Source organism: Virgibacillus sp. NKC19-16, assembly GCF_021560035.1.
Taxonomy (GTDB): Bacteria; Bacillota; Bacilli; order Bacillales; family Amphibacillaceae; genus Virgibacillus_L; species Virgibacillus_L salidurans.
Window position 1 is genome coordinate 3,354,810 of record NZ_CP074373.1, and the last position, 22,343, is coordinate 3,377,152.

At 41.6% G+C, this 22,343-nt stretch carries 24 protein-coding genes; 2 read left to right on the top strand and 22 right to left on the bottom strand.

The features are described from left to right. Positions 1 to 74: 74 nt before the first annotated feature. Complete coding sequence (locus KFZ58_RS16725; protein WP_235792418.1) at positions 75 to 656, bottom strand: TetR/AcrR family transcriptional regulator; 582 nt, start codon at positions 654 to 656, stop codon at positions 75 to 77. A gap of 159 nt (positions 657 to 815) precedes the next feature. Between KFZ58_RS16725 and KFZ58_RS16730 the strand changes: the two genes are divergently transcribed. Both KFZ58_RS16730 and KFZ58_RS16735 read left to right on the top strand, forming a co-directional pair. After that, positions 816 to 1,151, top strand: coding sequence for a DMT family transporter (locus tag KFZ58_RS16730; protein ID WP_235794769.1), 336 nt, complete (start codon positions 816 to 818; stop codon positions 1,149 to 1,151). Then, complete coding sequence (locus tag KFZ58_RS16735; RefSeq protein WP_235792419.1) at positions 1,148 to 1,465, top strand: DMT family transporter; 318 nt, start codon at positions 1,148 to 1,150, stop codon at positions 1,463 to 1,465. Before KFZ58_RS16730 ends, KFZ58_RS16735 begins: the two co-directional genes overlap by 4 nt. Positions 1,466 to 1,513: 48 nt before the next feature. Here the strand turns inward: KFZ58_RS16735 and upp are convergent, their stop codons facing one another. The 21 genes from upp to rpoE form a co-directional block, all read right to left on the bottom strand. Then, positions 1,514 to 2,143, bottom strand: a complete 630-nt coding sequence (gene upp / locus KFZ58_RS16740) for a uracil phosphoribosyltransferase (protein ID WP_235792420.1) — start codon at positions 2,141 to 2,143, stop codon at positions 1,514 to 1,516. Positions 2,144 to 2,502: 359 nt separating this feature from the next. Next, a complete protein-coding gene (gene glyA / locus KFZ58_RS16745) occupies positions 2,503 to 3,738 on the bottom strand; it encodes a serine hydroxymethyltransferase (RefSeq protein WP_235792421.1) in 1,236 nt (411 codons plus the stop codon). Between the two features lie 66 nt (positions 3,739 to 3,804). Beyond that, complete coding sequence (locus tag KFZ58_RS16750; RefSeq protein ID WP_235792422.1) at positions 3,805 to 4,365, bottom strand: TIGR01440 family protein; 561 nt, start codon at positions 4,363 to 4,365, stop codon at positions 3,805 to 3,807. An 85-nt stretch (positions 4,366 to 4,450) separates the two neighbouring features. Further along, the gene (locus tag KFZ58_RS16755) at positions 4,451 to 5,056 is read right to left on the bottom strand and encodes a low molecular weight protein arginine phosphatase (RefSeq protein WP_235792423.1); all 606 of its coding nucleotides are present in this window, start codon (positions 5,054 to 5,056) and stop codon (positions 4,451 to 4,453) included. Positions 5,057 to 5,250: 194 nt separating this feature from the next. Next, entirely contained in the window at positions 5,251 to 5,805 is a 555-nt protein-coding gene (locus KFZ58_RS16760) for a manganese efflux pump MntP (protein ID WP_235792424.1), read from the bottom strand. A 72-nt stretch (positions 5,806 to 5,877) separates the two neighbouring features. Next, entirely contained in the window at positions 5,878 to 6,891 is a 1,014-nt protein-coding gene (locus KFZ58_RS16765) for an L-threonylcarbamoyladenylate synthase (RefSeq protein ID WP_235792425.1), read from the bottom strand. Positions 6,892 to 7,099: 208 nt separating this feature from the next. Next, positions 7,100 to 7,501: a GNAT family N-acetyltransferase gene (locus KFZ58_RS16770; protein ID WP_235792426.1), complete on the bottom strand. Its 402-nt coding sequence runs from the start codon at positions 7,499 to 7,501 to the stop codon at positions 7,100 to 7,102. A 68-nt stretch (positions 7,502 to 7,569) separates the two neighbouring features. Continuing rightward, entirely contained in the window at positions 7,570 to 8,190 is a 621-nt protein-coding gene (spoIIR, locus tag KFZ58_RS16775) for a stage II sporulation protein R (RefSeq protein ID WP_235794770.1), read from the bottom strand. 355 nt (positions 8,191 to 8,545) lie between these two features. Next, positions 8,546 to 9,400: a peptide chain release factor N(5)-glutamine methyltransferase gene (gene prmC / locus KFZ58_RS16780; protein ID WP_235792427.1), complete on the bottom strand. Its 855-nt coding sequence runs from the start codon at positions 9,398 to 9,400 to the stop codon at positions 8,546 to 8,548. Between the two features lies 1 nt (position 9,401). Beyond that, the gene (prfA, locus tag KFZ58_RS16785; RefSeq protein ID WP_235792428.1) at positions 9,402 to 10,472 is read right to left on the bottom strand and encodes a peptide chain release factor 1; all 1,071 of its coding nucleotides are present in this window, start codon (positions 10,470 to 10,472) and stop codon (positions 9,402 to 9,404) included. Positions 10,473 to 10,789: 317 nt separating this feature from the next. Next, positions 10,790 to 11,770 (bottom strand): nuclease-related domain-containing protein, encoded by a 981-nt coding sequence (locus KFZ58_RS16790; RefSeq protein ID WP_235792429.1) that lies wholly within the window; start codon positions 11,768 to 11,770, stop codon positions 10,790 to 10,792. Between the two features lie 296 nt (positions 11,771 to 12,066). Then, positions 12,067 to 12,213, bottom strand: coding sequence for a hypothetical protein (locus tag KFZ58_RS16795; protein WP_235792430.1), 147 nt, complete (start codon positions 12,211 to 12,213; stop codon positions 12,067 to 12,069). Between the two features lie 56 nt (positions 12,214 to 12,269). Next, positions 12,270 to 12,890, bottom strand: coding sequence for a thymidine kinase (locus KFZ58_RS16800; RefSeq protein ID WP_235792431.1), 621 nt, complete (start codon positions 12,888 to 12,890; stop codon positions 12,270 to 12,272). A gap of 177 nt (positions 12,891 to 13,067) precedes the next feature. Beyond that, positions 13,068 to 13,313, bottom strand: a complete 246-nt coding sequence (locus KFZ58_RS16805) for a type B 50S ribosomal protein L31 (RefSeq protein ID WP_235792432.1) — start codon at positions 13,311 to 13,313, stop codon at positions 13,068 to 13,070. Between the two features lie 154 nt (positions 13,314 to 13,467). Next, positions 13,468 to 14,748, bottom strand: coding sequence for a transcription termination factor Rho (gene rho / locus KFZ58_RS16810; RefSeq protein WP_235792433.1), 1,281 nt, complete (start codon positions 14,746 to 14,748; stop codon positions 13,468 to 13,470). 470 nt (positions 14,749 to 15,218) lie between these two features. After that, positions 15,219 to 16,187, bottom strand: coding sequence for a class II fructose-bisphosphatase (glpX, locus tag KFZ58_RS16815; protein WP_235792434.1), 969 nt, complete (start codon positions 16,185 to 16,187; stop codon positions 15,219 to 15,221). A gap of 111 nt (positions 16,188 to 16,298) precedes the next feature. Further along, a complete protein-coding gene (gene murA / locus KFZ58_RS16820; protein WP_235792435.1) occupies positions 16,299 to 17,588 on the bottom strand; it encodes a UDP-N-acetylglucosamine 1-carboxyvinyltransferase in 1,290 nt (429 codons plus the stop codon). A 118-nt stretch (positions 17,589 to 17,706) separates the two neighbouring features. Further along, complete coding sequence (gene fsa / locus KFZ58_RS16825; RefSeq protein WP_235792436.1) at positions 17,707 to 18,348, bottom strand: fructose-6-phosphate aldolase; 642 nt, start codon at positions 18,346 to 18,348, stop codon at positions 17,707 to 17,709. A 100-nt stretch (positions 18,349 to 18,448) separates the two neighbouring features. Further along, positions 18,449 to 18,808 (bottom strand): response regulator, encoded by a 360-nt coding sequence (locus KFZ58_RS16830; RefSeq protein ID WP_235792437.1) that lies wholly within the window; start codon positions 18,806 to 18,808, stop codon positions 18,449 to 18,451. Between the two features lie 735 nt (positions 18,809 to 19,543). Continuing rightward, entirely contained in the window at positions 19,544 to 21,154 is a 1,611-nt protein-coding gene (gene pyrG / locus KFZ58_RS16835; protein WP_235792438.1) for a CTP synthase, read from the bottom strand. 168 nt (positions 21,155 to 21,322) lie between these two features. Further along, on the bottom strand, positions 21,323 to 21,859 hold the full coding sequence (gene rpoE / locus KFZ58_RS16840; protein ID WP_235792439.1) for a DNA-directed RNA polymerase subunit delta: 537 nt from the start codon (positions 21,857 to 21,859) through the stop codon (positions 21,323 to 21,325). Positions 21,860 to 22,343: the final 484 nt, after the last annotated feature.

Genomic DNA, 22,343 nt, shown 5'->3' on the forward strand with positions numbered 1-22,343 from the left:
GGAGAATATGCAGCTACAATGTGTCAACGTGAAAAATATCATCTTAGATTGCGTGCAGACTCTTTTATCTCAAGCTACTTAGACACTCCACGCCAAAACACGATCCATGCCCCTTCAAAACGCTCCTGAAAATCTTCCTCATGATAATAAAAGCTTTCCGTAAATAAACCATCCATCAAAATATAGAAACCTGCTCGAAATACAGAAAATGAATCTTCATGAAATACCCCTTCACTTCTTCCCTGTTCATATAAATCCATCAATATTTGGTCAATTTTCCCATCACCTGATTGTCCAAGATTCCGTAAATCTTCCCTAAGTGATTCGGGTGGAAATAACATAAATCGTTTATACATCACTCCCTTATGTTTTTGACGAATAAAATTCGTGCTATCAGTTAAAATAAAATATATTCGATCTTCGACTGCCTTGTCCTGATGCACGTTCGCACTGTTCATCATTACTTCTGTTGACTCTTCCATAACCTTGTTAGCTACTGTCCAATATAATTCGTCTTTACCGGAAAAGTGATTATAGAGTGATGGCTTCTGAATACCAACAGTTGCTGCTATATATGCAAGTGTTGTTCCATCATAGCCACGCGCTGCAAATGACAAAAGTGCTGCTTGGATGATTTTGTCACGAGTTTTTGACATTGGCAATATCCTCCTTCAGGAAAGCTTTAGAGAAATAGATACTTAAAAACAGATTGCCTATAAAATTACCATATGATATAATCATTGTGTACTAACTACCGTTAGTTAGTATCGTCTTATTTTATATTTTACCAAAAGAAGAGGTGTTTGCAAATGAATATGAAGTGGCTACTAGTTGTTATTGCCGCCGCTTTTGAAGTAGGTTGGGCAACAGGACTTAAATATGCGAATAATACACTAACATGGACCTTAACAGGAATCGCTGTTATTATCAGTTTTTGGCTGCTTCTTAAAGCTGCGACCTCACTACCTACAAGTACGGCTTATGCTGTTTTTGCAGGACTCGGGACCGTTGGCACAGTGATTGTGGATATCTTCTTTTTCAATGCTGCTATTAACATGTGGATGATCATATTTATTGTACTTCTACTTGTAGGAGTTATCGGATTGAAGACTGTAACGGGTGAAACAACAGAAAGGAGAGAGCACTCATGAATTGGTTCATACTGATTATTGCAGGTCTCTTTGAAGTTGTTGGTGTTACTGGCATGCAAAAGATTGCAAAAGGTGAAAAGGGTAGTGGTTTTCCTATTCTTATTGTAGGGTTCCTTATTAGTTTTACATTACTGTCCATTGCTATGGAAACTATTCCACTTGGTATTGCATATGGTGTCTGGACAGGAATGGGAACCGTTGGTAGCGCGATTGTAGGTATGATTTTCTATAATGAATCAACCGATCGCCTGCGTCTGATGTTCATGGGTATGGTGATAGTGGCTGTTGTAGGACTCAGACTTGTTTCAGCTTAAAGAAAGAAGGAGCAGGGTACAGTTTTTGCTCCCTGCTTCTTTTACTTCCTATTTTGTACCAAACAAGCGGTCACCAGCGTCGCCAAGTCCCGGGACAATATAACCTTTTTCATCTATTTTTTCGTCCATAGCGCCTAAGTAAATATCAACATCCGGATGATCTTCTTTAATCACTTCAACTCCTTCAGGTGCTGCAACTAAGCACATGAGGCGAATATTTTCTGCACCGCGCTTTTTCAGGGAATGGATCGCGTCATTTGCGGATCCTCCTGTAGCAAGCATTGGGTCAATAACAATCAATTCCCGCTCAGCGATATCGGATGGTAATTTTATATAGTATTCATGAGGCGTTAACGTTTCCGGATCACGATAGAGTCCCACATGCCCTACTTTTGCTGCTGGAAGAAGGTTTAACATACCATCAACCATACCAAGCCCTGCACGTAAAATTGGGATAAGCCCGATTTTTTTACCCGCCAACACTTTTGTTGTTGCTTCCATCACTGGTGTCTCTGTTGTTGTTTCCTGCAGCGGGAGGTTTCTGGTAATTTCAAATGCCATTAACATGGCAACTTCATCAACAAGCTCACGGAATTCTTTTGTTCCCGTGTTTTTATCTCTTATGTACGTTAATTTATGTTGAATCAACGGATGATCCAGAACGAAAACTTTTCCCATTTTGCTGATCACTCCTTTAAATTGTTATATCCCTAAAATTGTACTAATAATATAAGCGGCTTTCAAGCTAAAGTTGGATAAATTTTTTTCATTGTTCGCATGAGCCAGTGGAAAAATTGCTGTGGGCGGTTGTGAATGGGGCTAATTGATTTCGCGCGTTCGATGATAAAATGCGAATAACGCAGATAGATCGTGCCCAAACGCCGATAACAAGCCCTTTTGCGATGATAAACGACCCGCATCCGCCGATAAATTGCCCCCGAGAGCTGATAATTCACAGATATGCAACACCGACCAACCCCTGTAACCCACAAGAAGGACACCTACCCCTTAATCGGAGCGACAGGTGTCCTTCTTCCTTATGCATACAACGGAAATCTATCTGTCAATGCCTTCACACGCTCTGCTGCTTCTTTTAATTTCCCTTCATCTTCATGATTTTTCAGTGTTAACGAAATAATGCCCGCGATTTCCTTCATTTCCGCTTCGCCAAACCCTCGTGACGTGACAGCTGCTGTTCCTATCCGGACACCGCTTGTTACAAATGGACTTTCTGTATCAAACGGGATTGTATTTTTATTGGCAGTAATACCAATATCATCCAATACGTTCTCAGCCACTTTGCCTGTGAGTTCCAGTGGCGTTACATCAACTAGGATTAAATGATTGTCCGTTCCACCTGAGACGACTCGTACACCTTCATTGTCCAATGCCTCACTAAGTACATGTGCATTTTCGATGATTTGCTTCGCATATGCTTTGAAGTCATCTGATAAAGCTTCCTTGAAGGCTGTTGCTTTGGCAGCGATAACATGCATCAATGGGCCGCCTTGGATCCCCGGAAATACGGATTTATCAACTTTCTTTGCGTGTTCTTCTTTACATAAAATCACACCACCACGGGGACCGCGCAATGTTTTATGTGTGGTTGTCGTAACGAAATCAGCTTGTGGTACCGGATTTTGATGCAAGCCTGTTGCTACGAGCCCGGCAATATGTGCCATATCAACCATCAGATAGGCTCCAACTTCATCGGCGATTTTACGGAATTTCGCGAAATCAATTTCACGAGGGTATGCGGTTGCCCCTGCGACAATTAATTTTGGCTTCACTTCTTTTGCTTTTTCCAAAACGGCATCATAGTCCAGCTGCTCGGTTTCTTTATCAACACCATAATCCTCAAAATTATAAAGTTTTCCACTAAAATTCACAGGGCTTCCATGTGTCAAGTGTCCACCATGATTCAGGTTCATCCCTAGAACTGTATCACCATATTCCAATGCGGCAGCATAGACTGCCATATTCGCCTGAGCACCGGAATGGGGTTGTACGTTAGCATGGTCCGCACCGAAAAGTTCCCTCGCGCGATCACGTGCTATATTCTCAACAACATCCACATGTTCACACCCGCCGTAATATCTTTTTCCAGGATATCCTTCTGCATATTTATTTGTTAAGACAGAACCCATTGCTTCCATTACCGCTTCTGATACAAAATTTTCGGATGCGATTAGCTCAATTTTCTCTTGCTGGCGTGTTCTTTCTGCTTCGATTGCCTTGAAAATTTCCGGATCTGTTTGCTTTACATGTTCCATTTTGTAACCTCCTATGTATTTAAAATTTTATCAGCCGAAAGGAGACCGGAGCCTCCTCCTAAGCTATCATGAATTACTATTTTCATAGTTTGCACGAACGCCCCCGATTAGTTTTGGACGTGTACGGGCTGACGCGACGCGGGCATTGCCAATAAATCGCTGGTTGAAACGCAATGGAACGGCAACATGTTTGAGTTGCATCCCAATCATAGTTTCCCCAATATCAATACCTGCATCTGCTTTTACAGTTTCCACAACAACCGGGTTTTCCATATTCTTGTAGGCATAAGAAGCCATTGATCCTCCTGCCTTTGGTACTGGAATGACGGAAACTTCTTCAAGCTGGTATTTCTGGCTGATTTCTTTTTCCATCACTAAAGCCCGGTTTATGTGTTCGCAAGCTTGGAAGACGAGGTTCACACCTGTTTGTTGCTGCAACTTTTTCATAGCGTCAAATAGTATAGAAGCAACTTCTTCACTACCTGACGTTCCAATGTTTTTGCCGATAACCTCGCTTGTAGAACAACCAATAACAAAAAGGTCGCCCACCTTTAAATAGTCACCGCTGACCCATTCGTCCACGACCCTCTCTATATCCTGACGTGCATTCCGGTTAGCATCTACCATAAGTCCTCACCCCCAAATTTCGTAAAAGCGCTTAATCCTATTATGCATTAAATCGTCCAAATTTTATAGGGGTATTTGTCTTCCTTCACTGCTCCAATTTTTTCTTTAATAAGTCCGTATATTTGTCCATCTCTCTCAGGGTTTCCTGATAAATTCTTAAATCGCCACCGAACGGATCGGAAATATCATAATTAATAAGGCTCGCTTCCAATCGCTTAATACGGGCTAAATCATCACTTAGATGTTCTTCTAATTTCTGATCCAGCAGTGTATTATCAAGCTTGTGCTGATTCTTTTGGATAAATATGGATCGCTTTTCCTCATAATCAGAATAGGCTTGCTTTAATTCATTCCATATCTTTTTATCAGCTTCGGAAACGTATTCCTTTAAGGTAAAATACTTATCCTGAAAATTCGGATATTCCATGATAAGTGATTGCTTATGCTGAGTGGTCATTGTTAAAATAATATCTGCCCAATGCAACAGCTTGTTGGTTACAGGTTGGGAAAAGTGATTCATTTTGATATCTTTTTCCTGCAATGCTTGTATTGCATTTTGATTGGCACGCTGATTTTCCCCGGCAAAAATACCCGCAGACTGCACCTCTGCTTCAGGCATTTTATCCCTTACAAGAGCCTCAGCCATCGGACTCCGGCACGTATTCCCTGTACAGACAAACAAAATCTTCATATGTGAACCTCCGTTAAATAACTCTAGCTTAAATATACCATAGATACGTGTACATTGTCAGAAAAAATGGAGGTGGTTTCATGTGGCAATTTTAAATAGCGAATTGCGCACCGTTTAGGCAAGCGCGTTAAACTCAACCACCAACAAAAAAGCTGATCCCATGTCTAAACAAGAAATCAACCCACTATTTCAATTCACCCAAACAACAACAGCAAGCCGAATCCGCATAAAATACTGCCACCCAATATTTCACTATATGCACCTAGTAATCCATGCACTTTTCTGCCCAGCAGCATTCCTGCCCATGAGAGGGCGGTGCTCAAAGCGCCAAACAGAAATAATGCAAGCGCAGTTTTGACACCTGATATACCAAGGCTTAATCCAACAGAAAAGCTGTCTATACTGACACTGAATGCTAAGAAAAAAAGTCCAATGCCAATAGGCTGAATAATTTTTTTTGCATTATGATTAAACGCGGAAAAGAGCATTTGGGCACCAATACCGAACAGTAAAAGGCCCCCTGCTACGGTGGTAAAGTTGCCGATTTGAGTAGAGATTACTTGTCCAAGAATGATCCCTGCAAACGGCATGATAATGTGGAATAATCCGATGATGAGGCCGATAAATGCAATTCGTTTCAGGCGCAGCCGTTGCATGCCGAGCCCGAGACTTACGGAAAATGCATCCATCCCTAGTGCAAACGCCATAAATAATAGGGAAATTAATTCAGCGATGTAATAATCCGGCATCCAACATCCTCCTTGTGACATGCTTCTAAACTATATGCATGTCCAGCGCGGAATATGAATGCGTACACGTTATCATATATAGACGCTTGCGGCTTTTTTCAACCGGTTCATAATGGCTTGGCCAATCCCCTCTTCCGGGAAAGCCTCACATAAAATAATATCCACATCGCCTTCCTTAAACGTCCGCAATGCTTCGTATAAATGGGAAGCAATTTCGGGCAAACCCCAACCTAGTGCAATTATGTTATCCACTTTTAGGAGCTGCGTGGTCCTCGTACTGGCAATCACACCAATCCGGCGGTCGTTCTTCTGCTCCTCATCAATAATTTGCTGCATTTTTGCGTAGCCACCTTCCACCAACCATAACGGGACTTCCGGTGAATAATGCTTGTACTTCATTCCGGGTGAGGCCGGCTGATCACCTGCGATTGTCGGATCTATCATGATACTACCGACAACAGTTTCCAGTTGTTCCTTCGTTATACCACCTGGCCTGAGAATAATGGGTATTTCATTTGTACAATCTATGACGGTTGATTCTACCCCAACCCCTGTAGGACCCGCGTCGAGTATACCAGCAATTTTCCCTTGCAAATCTGCCCAGACATGATTACCTGTCGTCGGGCTGGGTTTTCCGGAAATATTTGCGCTTGGGGCAGCAATTGGTATATCACTTTCTGTTAGTAACTGACATGCAACGGGATGATCAGGAATTCTCACTCCAATTGTGGATAAACCTGCTGTTACATTTTCCACGCAAGTTCCATTGCTAGGCAGTACAAACGTTAAAGGCCCTGGCGCAAACACACCAATCAACTTATCCACAAATGGTGGATAAGTATCCACAACCCTTGTTAATTGATTTTTGGTTGCAACATGGGCAATTAGTGGATTATCTTGCGGTCGGCCTTTTGCCTCGAAAATTTTAGAGACTGCAGCCGCGTTTGTTGCATCTGCCCCTAATCCGTATACCGTTTCTGTGGGAAAGGCCACGGTAGAACCGCTTTTTAGTAGTTCAGCAGCCCCTTTAATTGCTTTTTGATTATATAAATAGTTATTTTTTAAATTCCAACGTATCGTTTCCATTCCATGTTCCCTCTTTTCTACTCTATATTTTAGTCGATCAGGGGTTTTTTCGCAAAAACTTATTAAAAAAAATAGCCTGTGACATTTTATCCACAGGCTAACCCTTCATAAGTACTGGATTTCATCCGATCATTCATATACTTATACACAAATCATCTAGTTTACTAACAAGTTACCAACAAGCTCCTGTTAATAATGTGCATATCTATTATGAAACATTGTATGTCCACCAATTTCCTTCCTTCTGATTAGGCTTGCCAACAGATACTTTCTCTTTCTGTGGATGAAATTGTAAAGCTTCCAGCAACATATCCACAACAGGTTGGTGACTCTGCACATATACCTTTTTTGCATGCTGTTCTTTTGCCAAATTCAAGATAGATTCAAGCAGAACCGGTAATTTGGCAGCTTCCGCCTTCGTAATATAAAGTTGTTTTAGCCAGTAGACACCTTCATCTACCCGCTCTAAAGAAAAACATCCTTGTATTTGCTCCTCTATTTCTACGACATAGCCCGACTCGATCAACCCTTCTTTATTTACATTCTGATTATTTTCCAAAAAATGGCCCAATTTTTCCGCTGGTGCACGATGTGCTGAGATTAAATTCATGCTTTTCACCTCTATTATTTTTGATAGTTTCCTTATCTTTCTATCATCCTATGCACGGACGCACTACTCTATGACCAGTCAAACCATTCAAATAGAAAAAATTTTACCTCTGCTTCTTCGGCTTCCGCTTCCTCTTCCTCTACTTCATCCGTCTCTTCTGCAGCAACACTCGTCCCACCTTCGAAATCCAGGAAGCATAGAGGTGGGAATAGTACGCACCACCAATTATCACCTTGTCCCTCGCCGATCGTAATTAATACTGCTTCATATTCACCTGCCGGATATAAATAAGATCCATATAATTTCATGGGAAAAGATACATTCGAACCATATTCCACGTCAAAATTATAATCTGCATTTTCTTCCTGTAACACGTCTTCAATGATATCCTCTATCTCCGGGATACGCGATTCTATTAATGTTCTCGCTTCCTCAATATCGGTAATATGCGCAACCCACTCCGTAATTTCCGCATTTACATGATCACGAACAGTTCGTTTTATCGCTTGATCTTCCTCACTATCACTATTTGCCAGAATACGGAGCCGGATCGCATCATCTGGAATGACTTGAACATCGTATTCGGAATTGGAATTGGAATCGGAATCAGACTGCTCACTGACCCCAGTATTCGGAAATGTAAAAAAGAATATTAAAAATATAAATGCAAAAAATACTAGTTTTTTCATCATGTTGGTTCCTCCTCAATCTTCCTCGATCTGATTTAATAATCAGTATGGGCAGGAGGCGATGATTTTAAACTAGTATTCTAGTAATTAATTTTTGGCTGCTTACTAAAAGATTGTTGCTTTTGACACAAAAGATATAAAAGGTTGAGAGCAGGGATTCGCTACGGAAATACATTCCGCTGATGTTGTGCTTACTGCCGCTAACCTATTAATAATCAATATTGAAAAAATCGAACCTCCTCACCAGAACGGCGATTATAGCAATACTTACGGTAAACAGTAACTATGTCGTCTTTTATATCAACTGCGAAGATTTAAAAGCAGCAATCTTTACGAAACAAGCCAAGGTGTGTTTTCAACGGTTTCGTACTGTTATAATACGATCTTTCTTATTTATATCCTGAATGGTCTGGACTTCTGCCGCTGGAAAAGCCTTTTTCATAAGCGCTGAAACAGAAGCGCTCTGCTGATAACCTATCTCAAATGCAAGGTAACCATGTTTTTTGATTACCTGCTGTGATTGTTCGATAATCTTTTTATAGGCAGCTAACCCATTCTCATCTGCGAATAAGGCAAGTCCCGGATCGAAGTTTTTTACCGTGTCCGAGAGATTTGCCGCGTCCCTTTTTGCAATGTACGGTGGATTCGATACGATGATGTCAGCTTGTATATGTTGATCGATTAATGGTTGCAGGAAATCACCATGCAAAAAAGTTACTTCTGCATCAAGCTGATTGGCGTTTTGGGAAGCAATTTCCAGCGCTTCTTTTGAAATATCTGTTGCGTACACGGTTGCGTCTGGGACCTCAAGCGCAAGTGTGATTGCTATAATGCCGCTCCCTGTGCCGATATCAACGATGACCGATTGCTTGTCTTTTTGCCCCGCTAGATTTATCACGTGCTGGACCAGCTCTTCCGTTTCCGGCCTAGGGATGAGTACATTTTCATTAATAGAAAATGGCCGCCCGTAAAACGATTCCTGCCCCGTGAGATGCTGAACCGGGACACCAGTCAAAGCATGCTTGTGGATATCAGCTTGGAACGTTTCAATCACAGCTTGCGGGATCAATTCCTGCATCATCGTGAAAAATTTGGAACGGGAAACATGTAAGTGATGCTGTAGCAATATCTCAGCCACTTTTGTTTCACGGTTATGTTTTTCTAAAAAAAGAGAAGCCCGGTTGAGGACTTCATATTGTTTGAGACTCATTTTATTCACCTATTTGTTCCAATTTCTTTGTTTGTTCTTCCAGCAACAAGGCATCAATAAATTCTTCCAGTTTCCCCTGCAGGATTTGATCAAGCCTTTGAATGGTTAACCCAATACGGTGGTCTGTCACACGATTTTGCGGAAAATTATAGGTGCGAATCCGCTCAGAGCGGTCGCCTGTGCCAACGGCTGATTTTCTGTTTTCATCATATTCCGCCTGTGCTTCCTGTTGATACATGTCATAAATACGGGCCCGAAGCACCTTCATCGCTTTTTCTTTGTTTTTAATTTGTGATTTTTCATCCTGGATGGACACAACAACTCCGGTCGGCTCATGGGTTAGGCGCACTGCTGACATCGTCGTATTTACACTTTGTCCACCAGGGCCACTTGAGGCAAATGTGTCAACACGAATATCTTTTTCATGGATATCGACCTCTACATCTTCCGCTTCAGGCAAAATAGCGACTGTCGCTGTTGATGTATGGATTCTACCACCGGATTCTGTCTCAGGAACGCGTTGAACACGATGCGCTCCATTTTCGTATTTTAATTTGGAATAAGCACCAGTTCCGCTGATCATAAAAACAATCTCTTTATAGCCGCCGACGCCTGTCGAGCTAGCTTCCATTACTTCCGTCTTCCAACCATGATGCTCCGCAAAGCGGGAATACATGCGAAACAGATCCCCGGCAAATAACGCAGCCTCATCGCCGCCCGCTGCACCGCGGATTTCCATAAACACGTTTTTATCATCATTCGGATCTTTCGGAAGCATTAATACTTTCATCTTCTCTTCAAGATCTTCCTTGGATTGTGTGAGTTCAGTGATCTCAGCCTTCACCATCTCTTCCATCTCATCATCCAAGCTGTCTTCCTGCATCTCTTTCGCATCTTTTAACTGAGAATTTACATCTTTATATTCACGATAGGCCTGCACAACATCCTCAAGGCCCGACTGTTCCTTCGAATATTCACGTAGTTTTGTTGTATCACTTATAATGTCAGGATCACTAAGCATTTCATTTAATTTATCATAACGATCTTCCAATGTTTGTAAACGTTCTAACATAACGAACACCTCTTTTTCGATTAACAGTATAATTATAATATACTCGAGGGTGGAGGTCAAAGTTAATTGGGTTGCTGGGATGGCGGGGTGGTTCGACACTGGGTGCGCTTAGTTCGGCTTTCACGGCATTCGGTTCCGCTTTCGATGTACTGGCTTCGGCTTTCGCGTCACCCGGTTCGGCTTTCGTTGCGCTTGCTTCAGCCTTCACGCCACACGGTTCGGCTTTCGTTGCACTTACTTCAGCTTTCACGGCACTCCGTTCGGCTTTCAGCGCTCTTGCTTTGGCATCCAACCCAGTCCGGTTCAGCTTTCACATTTTAATTATTCCAGTTGCTGTTAAATTTCAACTCATACAACCGGGTACTTTTTTCTCCTATTCTAATAAAATCTTCCTTTTTTAAAAGCCCTTTGACAACATATGGTGATTCCACCTGCAAAAATTCCCTTGCGTCTCCGTTGGATATTCTATCACCAATTAATAGTTTATAATCAATCAATGTCGGCATGTGTGCTTTTATTGATCCATATTTACATGTACAGCAAAGCCATTTTCTTTTATCTCTGACCATTGGCACCGCACCACATTTCGGACAGAAAACTCCCTTCATCAATTCATTTTTGGTTATGCGAAATCGATCCAATATACTTTTATCTTTTGGTTTATGTGCCGCCACCAAACGTTTGGCCAGATTCATAAGCGGCTCTTTTTCCATATAAGTCACAGCGGATTTTTTGCTTAAAGCCTCTATTTTAAAGTATAGGTCATTTTTATGAATAACTTCTTTTGGGATAAGGTTTTGAGAAGTTGTAGATTTGATGATCGTGCTGGGAAAACTGATTACGACGAAAAAATTGATGGGGATTTCAATATCATATTGCAGGCGGAGCCATCTTTGCAAACGATGTCTTTGAAGCTTTGCTTGCGGGATAGGGTTATCAAAGCCTTCTTCATTGTTTTCATCACCGATACGCGTTACCTGTCCATTTTCACCGAATATAACAGTGCCATACCAATTTTTTACCTCCAAAATAAGAATGTACGTTGTAGACAAAATAAGTGTATCAATTTGAAAATACCCTTGCTCATCCGCTATCCGGAGGTTATGCAATATGAAGTATTTCTGTTCATCTAAAAATCGTAAAGGGTATGCGATTTCTTTTTCACCTTTTACCCCCGTTCGCTTATTTTTTAAACTTTTTTGTACACTACCTTTCTCCGGATGCATTGGGATCAACCTTCGATCCAGTGCTTCCAGCTGCCACAATTCCAGTGATTTTTCATATTTCTTTACAATCATAGCTTCACTCCCTTTTACATTGATTTTGTTTCGCTACTAGATTCGACAGTATCTATTCATATTCCTTTTTTATTTTTAAAATAGCATTTTTGATAAAAATTTTACTTGAAAATTAAATTTTGAAGACGTAATAGAACATAAATAGTAATCGGAGGGGATTGATTCAGGATTATGTTAGTCAGTTCGGGTTAGCAATTGCTCTGAGGATTCGCTCTTTCAGTTCGGCATTCGATGTATTTTCTTCGGCTTTCACGCAACTTAGTTCAGCTTTCGGAGCATTTACTTCGGCATTCAATTCAACTGCTTCGGCTTTCACGGCATTGAGTTCGGCATTCGGCCTCCGCTTCGGGTTTCACTGCACTCCGTTCGGCTTTCGCGTCACCCGGTTCGGCTTTCAGCGCACTGACTTCGGCTTTCGCATCATCCTGTTCGGCATTCCCCAAAATGCACCTCCTCAGCCACAACTATCCCACTAAAAAAAGAGCACCACTGGCGCTCTTTACTCGGTAACCTTGGATAGATCACTTGGCGTTTTTTCACTTGGTTTGTTTGGGACTTCGTGGTGGTGGCGGCATCTTGGTTCATAGGATTCAGAAGCACCCACTAAGATAGTTGGGTCATCATATGATGCTGGCCTGCCATCAATTAGGCGCTGGGTGCGGCTGGCAGGTGATCCACATATTGGGCAAATGGCATTCAATTTTGTTACCGATTCGCTTAGTGCCATTAATTTGGGCATTACGCCAAACGGCTCTCCGCGAAAATTGGTATCCAAACCTGCAATGATGACACGGATACCAAGACAAGCCAGTTGGTCTGCCACTTCGATAAGATTTTCATCAAAAAATTGTGCCTCATCAATTCCGACGATATCCAGATTCCCATTTACATTCTCCAAAATTTCATCTGCGCTGTTTACAGGCCGCGCTACTGTGGAGGATCCATCATGTGATACAACAGATTTATTCTTATATCTTGTATCGATCATCGGTTTAAAAACACGTACAGATAAATTTCCGTATGTTGCACGACGAACGCGACGGATTAACTCCTCTGATTTTCCTGAAAACATACTGCCACAAATTACTTCCACCCAACCACTTTGCTTCCATTGGTACATGATAAGGGACCCCCTCTCTTCAACATTGTTCTTATGTACTTATTTAGTTTCCGCTACAATCGTATTTATAACCTATTTATTTTTAAAAGTAAAAAACAGACAAAATATAGACGTTTTGCCTGTTTTTCTTATCAGTTTGATGAAGCGATGGTCACCCATAACCGGGCGCTCCACTTTTTATTTCATATTATATTTCTTCTTGAATCGGTCTACACGTCCGCCGACTTTGTCAGCTTTTTGTTTGCCTGTGTAGAATGGGTGTGAATCTGAGCTGATTTCAACACGGATTAATGGGTACGTGTTGCCATCTTCCCATTCAATTGTTTCGTCTGAATTTTGTGTTGAACCGGTTAAGAATTTATAGTCTGAGCTAGTATCTAGAAAAACTACTTTTCTGTACTCCGGATGAATATCCTTTTTCATGTCTTTCCACTCCTTTTTGCCCTGAATCGATTGGAAACAGAGTTATTGTAAGAGACGTCACAGGTAAATACCTTATCTAAACTCACATAAAAAAATTATAACAGTCTCATGCTTTGATTGCAATAGCATATCCATGCAAAAATATTTCCAGCTACTATTTAGCCGTTCCTTTACGTTTCATTTCTTCATCCATCATCTGGAAAAATTCCTCATTCGTCTTAGACGCTTTTAATCGTTTTAAGAAGCGTTCGAGGAAGCTATGGGAATCCTGCATGGTTTTACGGATGGCCCACATCTTATCAAGCTGTCCTTTATCAACAAGCAATTCTTCTTTTCGCGTACTGGAACGTAAAATATCGATGGCAGGAAAAATTCTGCGTTCTGCCAGATTGCGGTCCAGATGAAGTTCCATATTTCCCGTACCCTTGAATTCTTCGTATATAACATCATCCATACGAGAACCTGTGTCGACTAACGCTGTAGCAAGGACGGTGAAGCTTCCGCCTTCCTCGATGTTTCTTGCTGCACCGAAAAATCGCTTCGGACGGTGAAATGCTGCTGGGTCGATACCACCGGATAGTGTACGACCACTTGGTGGGATCACCAGATTGTATGCACGTGCTAGTCTTGTAATACTATCCATCAACACGATAACGTCACGTTTATGCTCAACTAAGCGCATGGCTCTCTCTAATACAAGCTCCGATACTTTAATATGACTTTCCGGAACCTCATCAAAGGTTGAACTTACGACATCTACATCTGGAGCTACAGATCGCTCGATATCTGTTACTTCCTCCGGGCGCTCATCCACTAATAAAATAATTAATTTTGAGTCCGGGTGATTTTTTGAGATGCTGTTTGCAATCTCTTTTAACAGCATTGTTTTACCAGCTTTTGGTGGTGCAACAATTAGACCACGCTGTCCAAATCCAACGGGTGTCATTAAATCAATAATTCGTGAGGAAAGCCTTCTTGATTCCGTTTCCAAACTCATTAGCCGATCCGGATACAGGGGTGTCAATGCCGGAAAATGAACACGCTCTTTGGATGTGTCCGGATCCATGCCGTTTACAGCATCAACATGCAACAGACCATAATAGCGCTCATTTTCTTTTGGTGGACGAACTTTTCCGGATACTTTGTCCCCATTCCTGAGGTCAAACCTGCGAATTTGCGAGGCGGAAATATAAATATCTTCTGCGCTCGGTGAATAATTAATCGGTCTTAAAAAGCCAAATCCTTCTGAGGGAATAATTTCCAATACTCCATCCATGAATAAGTAGCCATCTTGTTCTGCTTGTCCTTTTAAAATAGCAAATATAAGTTCTTTTTTCGTTAATTTAGCGTAATAGGATATTTTATATTCCTTCGCTAACGCATAAATTTCTTTTAATGTTAATGTCTCTAATTGAGAGATTGTTAATGTAGCCATAAAATCACCACGCCTACTCATTTTTAATTTTGTACTACTAGAGGTTGTTCAAAAGTCACCGAATGATAAGCGGCGAATCTCTTCGTTGGCTTGTTTTTCCGCTACTCACGTATTTAAAAACATACGTTCCGTTGCTCAAAACTACGCCGCCTCGACCTTCTTGCTTCTAATTCGGCAACTTTTTGAACGCATACTACTATATTGATAAAAGATGTATTTGATCTTTTACGGAAGGTAGTCCCTGAAAGAGATGAAGAATGATCAGAAGCTGATAGAAGTTCTTACCCTGGATAAATTACTTGTCTACATATCGTAGCCAACTCATGTCACACTTAAACATATGACTATGTTACACGTTTGCAGAACAATATTCAACTCTATTTTTAAATTTACTAGATTTTTATAGAAAAAGCATGCCCCTTCTTCAATCAACTCATAAAGTATGATTGGAAGGGACATTCATTATTATATCAAGACTTCATGACAAGATCAGGTTTTTTCTGCAGACTGTGTTTGCCATCAATGAAGCGGACTGTGCCACTTTTTGCACGCATTACAACCGTTTCCGTTGTCGCCTTCGATCCTTTAAACTGAACACCTTGTAATAATTCACCATCTGTTACGCCTGTTGCAGCGAAAATGGCGTCATCACCACTGCAAAAATCATCCATGTAGAATACTTTATTTAAATCTGTAATTCCCATTTTACTGCAGCGAGCCTTTTCCTCATCATTTGACGGTGCTAGTTTCCCCTGAATTTCGCCGCCTAAACATTTTAGTGCCGCCGCAGCAAGTACACCTTCAGGGGCGCCGCCGATTCCGAGCAAAATATCCACACCTGTATCATCAAAAGCTGTATTGATTGCCGCTGCTACATCACCAGCTGGAATTAGTTTAATCCGGGCACCCGTTTCACGGATTTCCTCAATCAATTTTGCGTGGCGCGGACGATCCAGAACCGTTGCAACCACGTCTTCTATATTTTTATTCTTTGCCCCCGCCACTGCTTTTAAATTGTCATAGACAGGAGCATTTATATCAATCTTACCTACCGACTCCGGACCGACTGCAATCTTTTGCATGTACATATCCGGTGCATGGAGGAGTGCTCCTTTATCTGCAATCGCAATAACAGCGAGTGCATTCCAAGAACCTTGCGCAACAATGTCGGTACCTTCCAGTGGATCAACAGCTACATCTACTCCCGGCCCAGTTCCGGTGCCAAGTTCTTCGCCGATATAAAGCATTGGCGCTTCGTCTCTCTCACCTTCCCCGATGACTACTGTCCCCTGCATTGGAATGGTATCAAAAACATCGCGCATTGCTGTCGTTGCAGCATCATCTGCTTCTTCCTTTTTACCTCTTCCCATCCAGCGAGCTGATTTTTGTGCAGCAGCCTCTGTTACACGTACTAATTCCATTGTTAAACTTCTTTCCATGTATTCCCTCTCCCTTTTCATTAAACTATCCTCATCTCAAAGGACCATTTATGTATGAAAGGTATTACGACTAACTAGAATCCGGCGCGTTCGTCAAAAAAGCAACCTACTTTATGAATTTTGAAAGTGGACAACTTCCTCCTCCGTCATTTCTTCGCGCCACACATTTGCACCGAGGTTAAGTAATTTCTCTGTAATTTTTTCATAACCTCTGTCAATATGCTCAAGACCTGTTATTTCCGTTAATCCTTCAGCCATTAACCCAGCGACAATCAGAGCAGCACCCGCACGAAGATCGGTGGCTTTTACTTTTGCGCCTTCTAGCTGGACAGGGCCTGATACGATTGCCGAACCGCCTTCAACCTTTATTGTAGCATTCATACGTCTTAATTCGTCAATATGCTTTAAACGTGCCGAGTATATGGTATCTGTAATTACGCCTGTGTTTACTGCCTTGGTTAATAAAGATGTAAAAGGCTGCTGGAGATCTGTCGGGAATCCCGGATAAACCAATGTTTTTATATCCACACTTTTTAACGGTGCTTTCGGTGTGATTAAAAGTTGTTCATCCTTTTCCTCTATCGTTACACCCATCTCGCGCAATTTTGCTAATACGGATTCGATATGTTGGGAAATGACGTTATCAATGAGAACTTTTTCCCCCTGTGCAGCAGCTGCAATGGCATACGTTCCGGCTTCGATGCGGTCCGGAATAATCGTATGTGTGCAGCCATGCAGTTCAGGTACACCTTCAATCCGAATAACATCTGTGCCGACACCTTTTATTTTTGCCCCCATGTTTGTTAACAATGTGGCTACATCAATAATTTCCGGCTCCTTGGCGGCGTTTTCAATCGTAGTTTTTCCTTTTGCCTTTACTGCAGCGAGCATGATATTAATCGTTGCACCAACACTGACGACATCAAGGTAAATCCGAGCGCCTCTAAGCTCTTCTGCACGCAGGTAAATGGCTCCTTGTTCATTTGTAACCTCAGCACCAAGCGCTTCAAAACCTTTAATATGCTGATCAATCGGGCGTGGCCCCAAATAGCATCCTCCAGGAAGACCGATTACTGCTTTATTAAATTTACCCAGCATCGCACCCATGAAATAGTAGGAAGCACGAAGCTTTTTTACTTTTCCATTCGGTAATGGCATGGATACCATATTTTGCGGGCTTATATTTATGGTCTGATTATCCTCCCATGAGACGGATCCGCCAATTTCTTCAAGTAAATCACCAAGTGTATACACATCAGAAATCTCTGGCAGCCCTTCTATCGTTACATCGGAATCTGCTAATATGGAGGCGGGCAATAAAGCAACAGCACTGTTTTTTGCACCGCTGACCCGAACCTGACCATTTAAAAGATGGCCACCTTCAATTACCATTTTTTGCATCTGGAAACCCTCACCTTTCTTTCGTACAGAATAAAAGAAAGCGACTCGGTATATTCACGTGCGAGTATAAGTCTTTCTTTTTGCTCTTAGTTTGTGCATTATTTCCAATTTCATGCAATTAATTTTGCTTTTTCCAGTCTGAAAGGAATTTTTCTATTCCTTGGTCTGTTAATGGGTGTTTGACAAGCTGATCAATGACTTTCATTGGAATTGTTGCAATATCAGCGCCGTTCAGTGCAGCATCTGTTACATGCAGTGGATGCCTGATCGATGCAGCGATGATTTCTGTATCGATATTATGCACGTCGAAAATAGCTGAAATGGTTGCAACTAAATCCATACCATCTTGACCTATATCATCCAAGCGTCCTAAAAATGGAGATACATAGGAAGCACCGGAACGAGCTGCCAGTAGTGCCTGATTGGCATTGAAAATGAGTGTGACGTTTGTTTTGATATTCAAGTCAGCCAATGCCTTCACTGCCTTCAGACCCTCGAGCGTCATTGGAACTTTCACAGTGATATTCTCCGCGATTGCAGCAAGTTCCTTTCCTTCTTCGATCATCCCCTCCGCATCTTCTGAGATAACTTCTGCACTAACAGAGCCTGATACTTCTTCTGTAATTTCACCTAAACGCTCATGAAAAGACACGCCTTCTTTCGCTACTAGGCTTGGGTTTGTTGTTACACCCGCTAAAATACCCAATGCGTTTGCTGAACGTATGTCATCAATATTTGCCGAATCAATAAAAAATTTCATATCTGTATCTCCCCCACTCTGTGTTTGTTTCTTTTAAAAATTATTTCATCTACAGTACAAGAATACCAATTTGCGTCTCATGTCGCAACATTTGATTGATTTAGCCTATCACTGATTTTACAAGTTCTACCATTTCCTCAACATCAAATGGCTTTGTTAAGACAGCTTTTACTTGACTATACTGGGCAGCTTCCTCCCTTATAGACTCTTCAAAACCGCTCATTAAAAATGCTGGAATCTCTCGTTCATTTTGATGTAATTGATCTAATATTTCAGTCCCGTTGAAAATTGGAAGTCTGTAATCCACTATAATTAGATGAAAAGGATTTGTATTTATAATATCTAAAGCTTCTTTTCCTGTTGTAGCAGTAGTTACATGATATCCTTTACTTGTAAAAAGATCTGTTAATAATAAACGGATGCCTGCTTGATCATCAACTACCAAGATTTTCTTCTGCAAATCAATACTTCCCCCTCCCCCTTTTTAATCTAATAGCCCATGTACTAATTTCTATATTCGAGATGGAAAAACCTGCTATGTAACAGAATTATCTCAATTTAGTCTGTTTTTTGAGATGAGCGTAATTAATAAAAATGGCGTGAAAAAGCGTTTGTTGGGATTTAGGGGAGCTATTTTTATATAAATGTTCTTTTCGTAAGTATTGTTGTTTTTAAATCTTCGCAGTTGATATAAAATGCGACGTAGCAGGAAATGATGGTTGGTGTGTATTTAACCGCTGCGGAAATACACTACGCTTTCCGTGGGCGGCTGCCTGAGCCTCCTCGAGCTCCGCTCTGCGGGGTCTCACCGTAGCCTTTAGCTCCCACAGGAGTCTCCGTGTATTTTCTCCGCTGGTGTTGGCTACTATATATTATTTGTGTGATAAAACGAAACAGTTTCTTTGCTATCACTAGTCCGGGTGAGAGGACGGTAGTCGACTCCTGCGGGAACAAATGTCTTCGGTGGGACGAGCATTTACGCGCAGTCCTAGCACGTGCCCGAAGACCGGTCTTCCGCGAGGAGGCTGAGGCCCTAAGGTCCGCTACTGCCCGGAACGACCCCGGACGGCGGCGTGTATTGCACATAACGTCGTATTTTATATCTTTTGCGTCAAAAGCAATAATCTTTTAGAAAACCCTAATATAAAAATCCCCGAATGATGTGTTCACACTTCATTCGGGGGCTTTCTCCGTTTTATTTATTCGTCTGGTGATCAATAGCAGCACCGATAAAGCCTTTAAACAGCGGTTGTGCTTTTGTTGGTCTTGACGTGAATTCCGGATGAAATTGACTTGCTACAAACCAGGGATGATCCTGGATCTCAATCGTTTCCACTAATCTTCCATCAGGGCTTGTACCTGAGAATATAAAACCATTCTCTGTCATTTGATCCCGGTAGTCATTATTAAATTCATAGCGATGACGATGACGTTCCTCAATCATGTCTGCATTATCGTATACTTCTTTTATTTTTGTACCATCTTTTAAACTGGCTGGATATAAGCCAAGTCGCAGTGTACCTCCCATGTCAGAGATATGCTTTTGCTCCGGCAATAAATCAATCACAGGATGCGGTGTCGTTGGATTAATTTCTGCTGAGTGCGCATCTGTCAGGCCGAGTACATTTCGAGCGAATTCAACGGTCGCAAGCTGCATACCAAGACATATACCAAGGTATGGAACTTTATTTTCACGCGCGTAACGAATGGCTTCGATTTTTCCTTCGATCCCACGATCACCAAATCCACCTGGCACAAGAATTCCATCCACGTGCGCTAATTCTTTTTGGATGGACGCTTTATCCAGTTGCTCTGAATTAATCCAGTGAATCGAAATATCTGCATCATATGGATATCCTGCATGTTTCAATGCCTCCGTTACAGAGAGATAAGCATCCGGCAATTCCACATATTTCCCAACAAGACCGATGTCGACTTTTTTGGAAAGGTTTTGTACTTTATCTACAAGTTCTCTCCATTCATCCATATCAGCTTCACCGCAATCCAGTCCAAAATGATCACAGGTCAACTGATCCAATTGCTGTTCCTGCAAAGAAATCGGAACTTGGTAAAGGGTGTTTGCGTCACGCATCTCAATAACTGCTTGTTCGTTAATATCACAAAATAACGCAATTTTTTCCTTCATGCCCTTACTAATCTCCTGCTCTGTGCGCAAAACAATCGTATCTGGCTGGATGCCAAGTGAACGTAACTCCTTCACACTGTGCTGGGTAGGTTTTGTCTTCATTTCACCTGCCGCACTAATATATGGAACAAGTGTACAATGAATATACATGACACTGTCCCTGCCAACACCACTTTTAATCTGACGGATGGCTTCAAGGAAAGGAAGTGACTCAATATCGCCGACTGTCCCGCCGATTTCGGTAATAACGACATCCGCTTTCGTAGCAGCACCGGCACGAAAGACCTGTTCTTTAATTTCATTCGTAATATGAGGGATAACTTGAACCGTTCCACCCAAATAGTCTCCACGGCGTTCTTTGCGGATAACACTGGAATAGACTTTCCCTGTAGTTATATTGCTGTATTTATTTAAATTATTATCGATAAACCGCTCATAATGCCCTAAATCCAGATCCGTTTCTGCACCATCCTCTGTCACAAAAACTTCTCCATGTTGATACGGGCTCATTGTCCCGGGATCCACATTGAGGTATGGATCGAACTTTTGAATCGTTACCTTCAATCCTCGATTTTTCAATAAACGGCCAAGCGAAGCAGCTGTTATCCCTTTTCCCAAGGAGGAAACAACGCCTCCTGTAACAAAAATATACTTCGTCACTATAATCCCTCTTTCTTCTCTATATGCTTTTTCGTTATTGTGTGCAAAAACATCTGAAAATAATAAAAGCGCCTCCCCACAAATCTGGGGAAACGCTTATAACGTATCTAAATTTAAAGAGCCCAATAAGAATTGTAATCATAAAGCATAGATAAGTCAAGCCGGATTTTATGTTTTTTCTTCTTCATCCTCATCAATCGACTCTTCCTCATTCACAGCCTCTTCTTCAATTCCGGAAATTTCTTCATCTTCATCAAACATCTTGCCTTCATCACCTAATTCATCGACCATTTCATCGATATCCTCATCAACGATATCAAGTTCTTCTTCATCCAGATGAAGTTCCTCGTCTTCCTCTTTCTTTTCTTTCTTCGGTTTTGCTTTTGGCTTTTCTTTTGTTACTTTTGCTTTCTTCTTTTTCTTTGGAGCTCCGCCTTCTTCGTCCATCTTCTCCACTGGATACCAGCGTTTTAGTCCCCACGTATTTTCACCGAGCGTAATAAAGCGCCCATCCACATTTAACTCCGTATAGAACTGTGCAATATTCGCTGTTTTTTCTTCTTCAGACAAATCCTTCATCTTAGCAACTTGATCAAAAATATCTTTAAAATGAATCGACTTTTTTTCATCGACTAACACAGAATTAGCCAATTCGATCATTGCTATTTGTTTCACATCTTCGTGGCTATATTCCTTTAAGCTCACGGTAACGCACTCCCTTTACATATATAATAAGGCTCATCGGCCTCGTTGATACTCGTAATTTTTTAACTTTATGCTACAAAACTGAAAATAAAACCATATCTTTCATTATAAACAAATCTTACCTGAATATGCTAGCAAAAAAGTTGAGAAAACCAAAATGTTTTCTCAACTTTTTTTAGGGGGAAGCACAGGGAAGGTTCTCATGCTTCCTCGATAAAACACGCGGAGTGCTGAAATTTTATCCGTGGATGTGAATAAAGCGCGTGCGTTCAATGCAGAACTTGGACGAAAACCGAAGTAAGAACGCCGAATGCCGAACCAAGTGCGCTGAAAGCCAAAGCGGGCGACACGAATGCCGAACCAAGTGCACTAAAAGCCGAACCGGGCGCCGCGAATGCCGAACCAAGTGCGCTGAAAGCCGAACTGGATGCCGCGAACGCCGAATGCCGAACCTAGCGACCACCAATAAAATCAACACGCATTT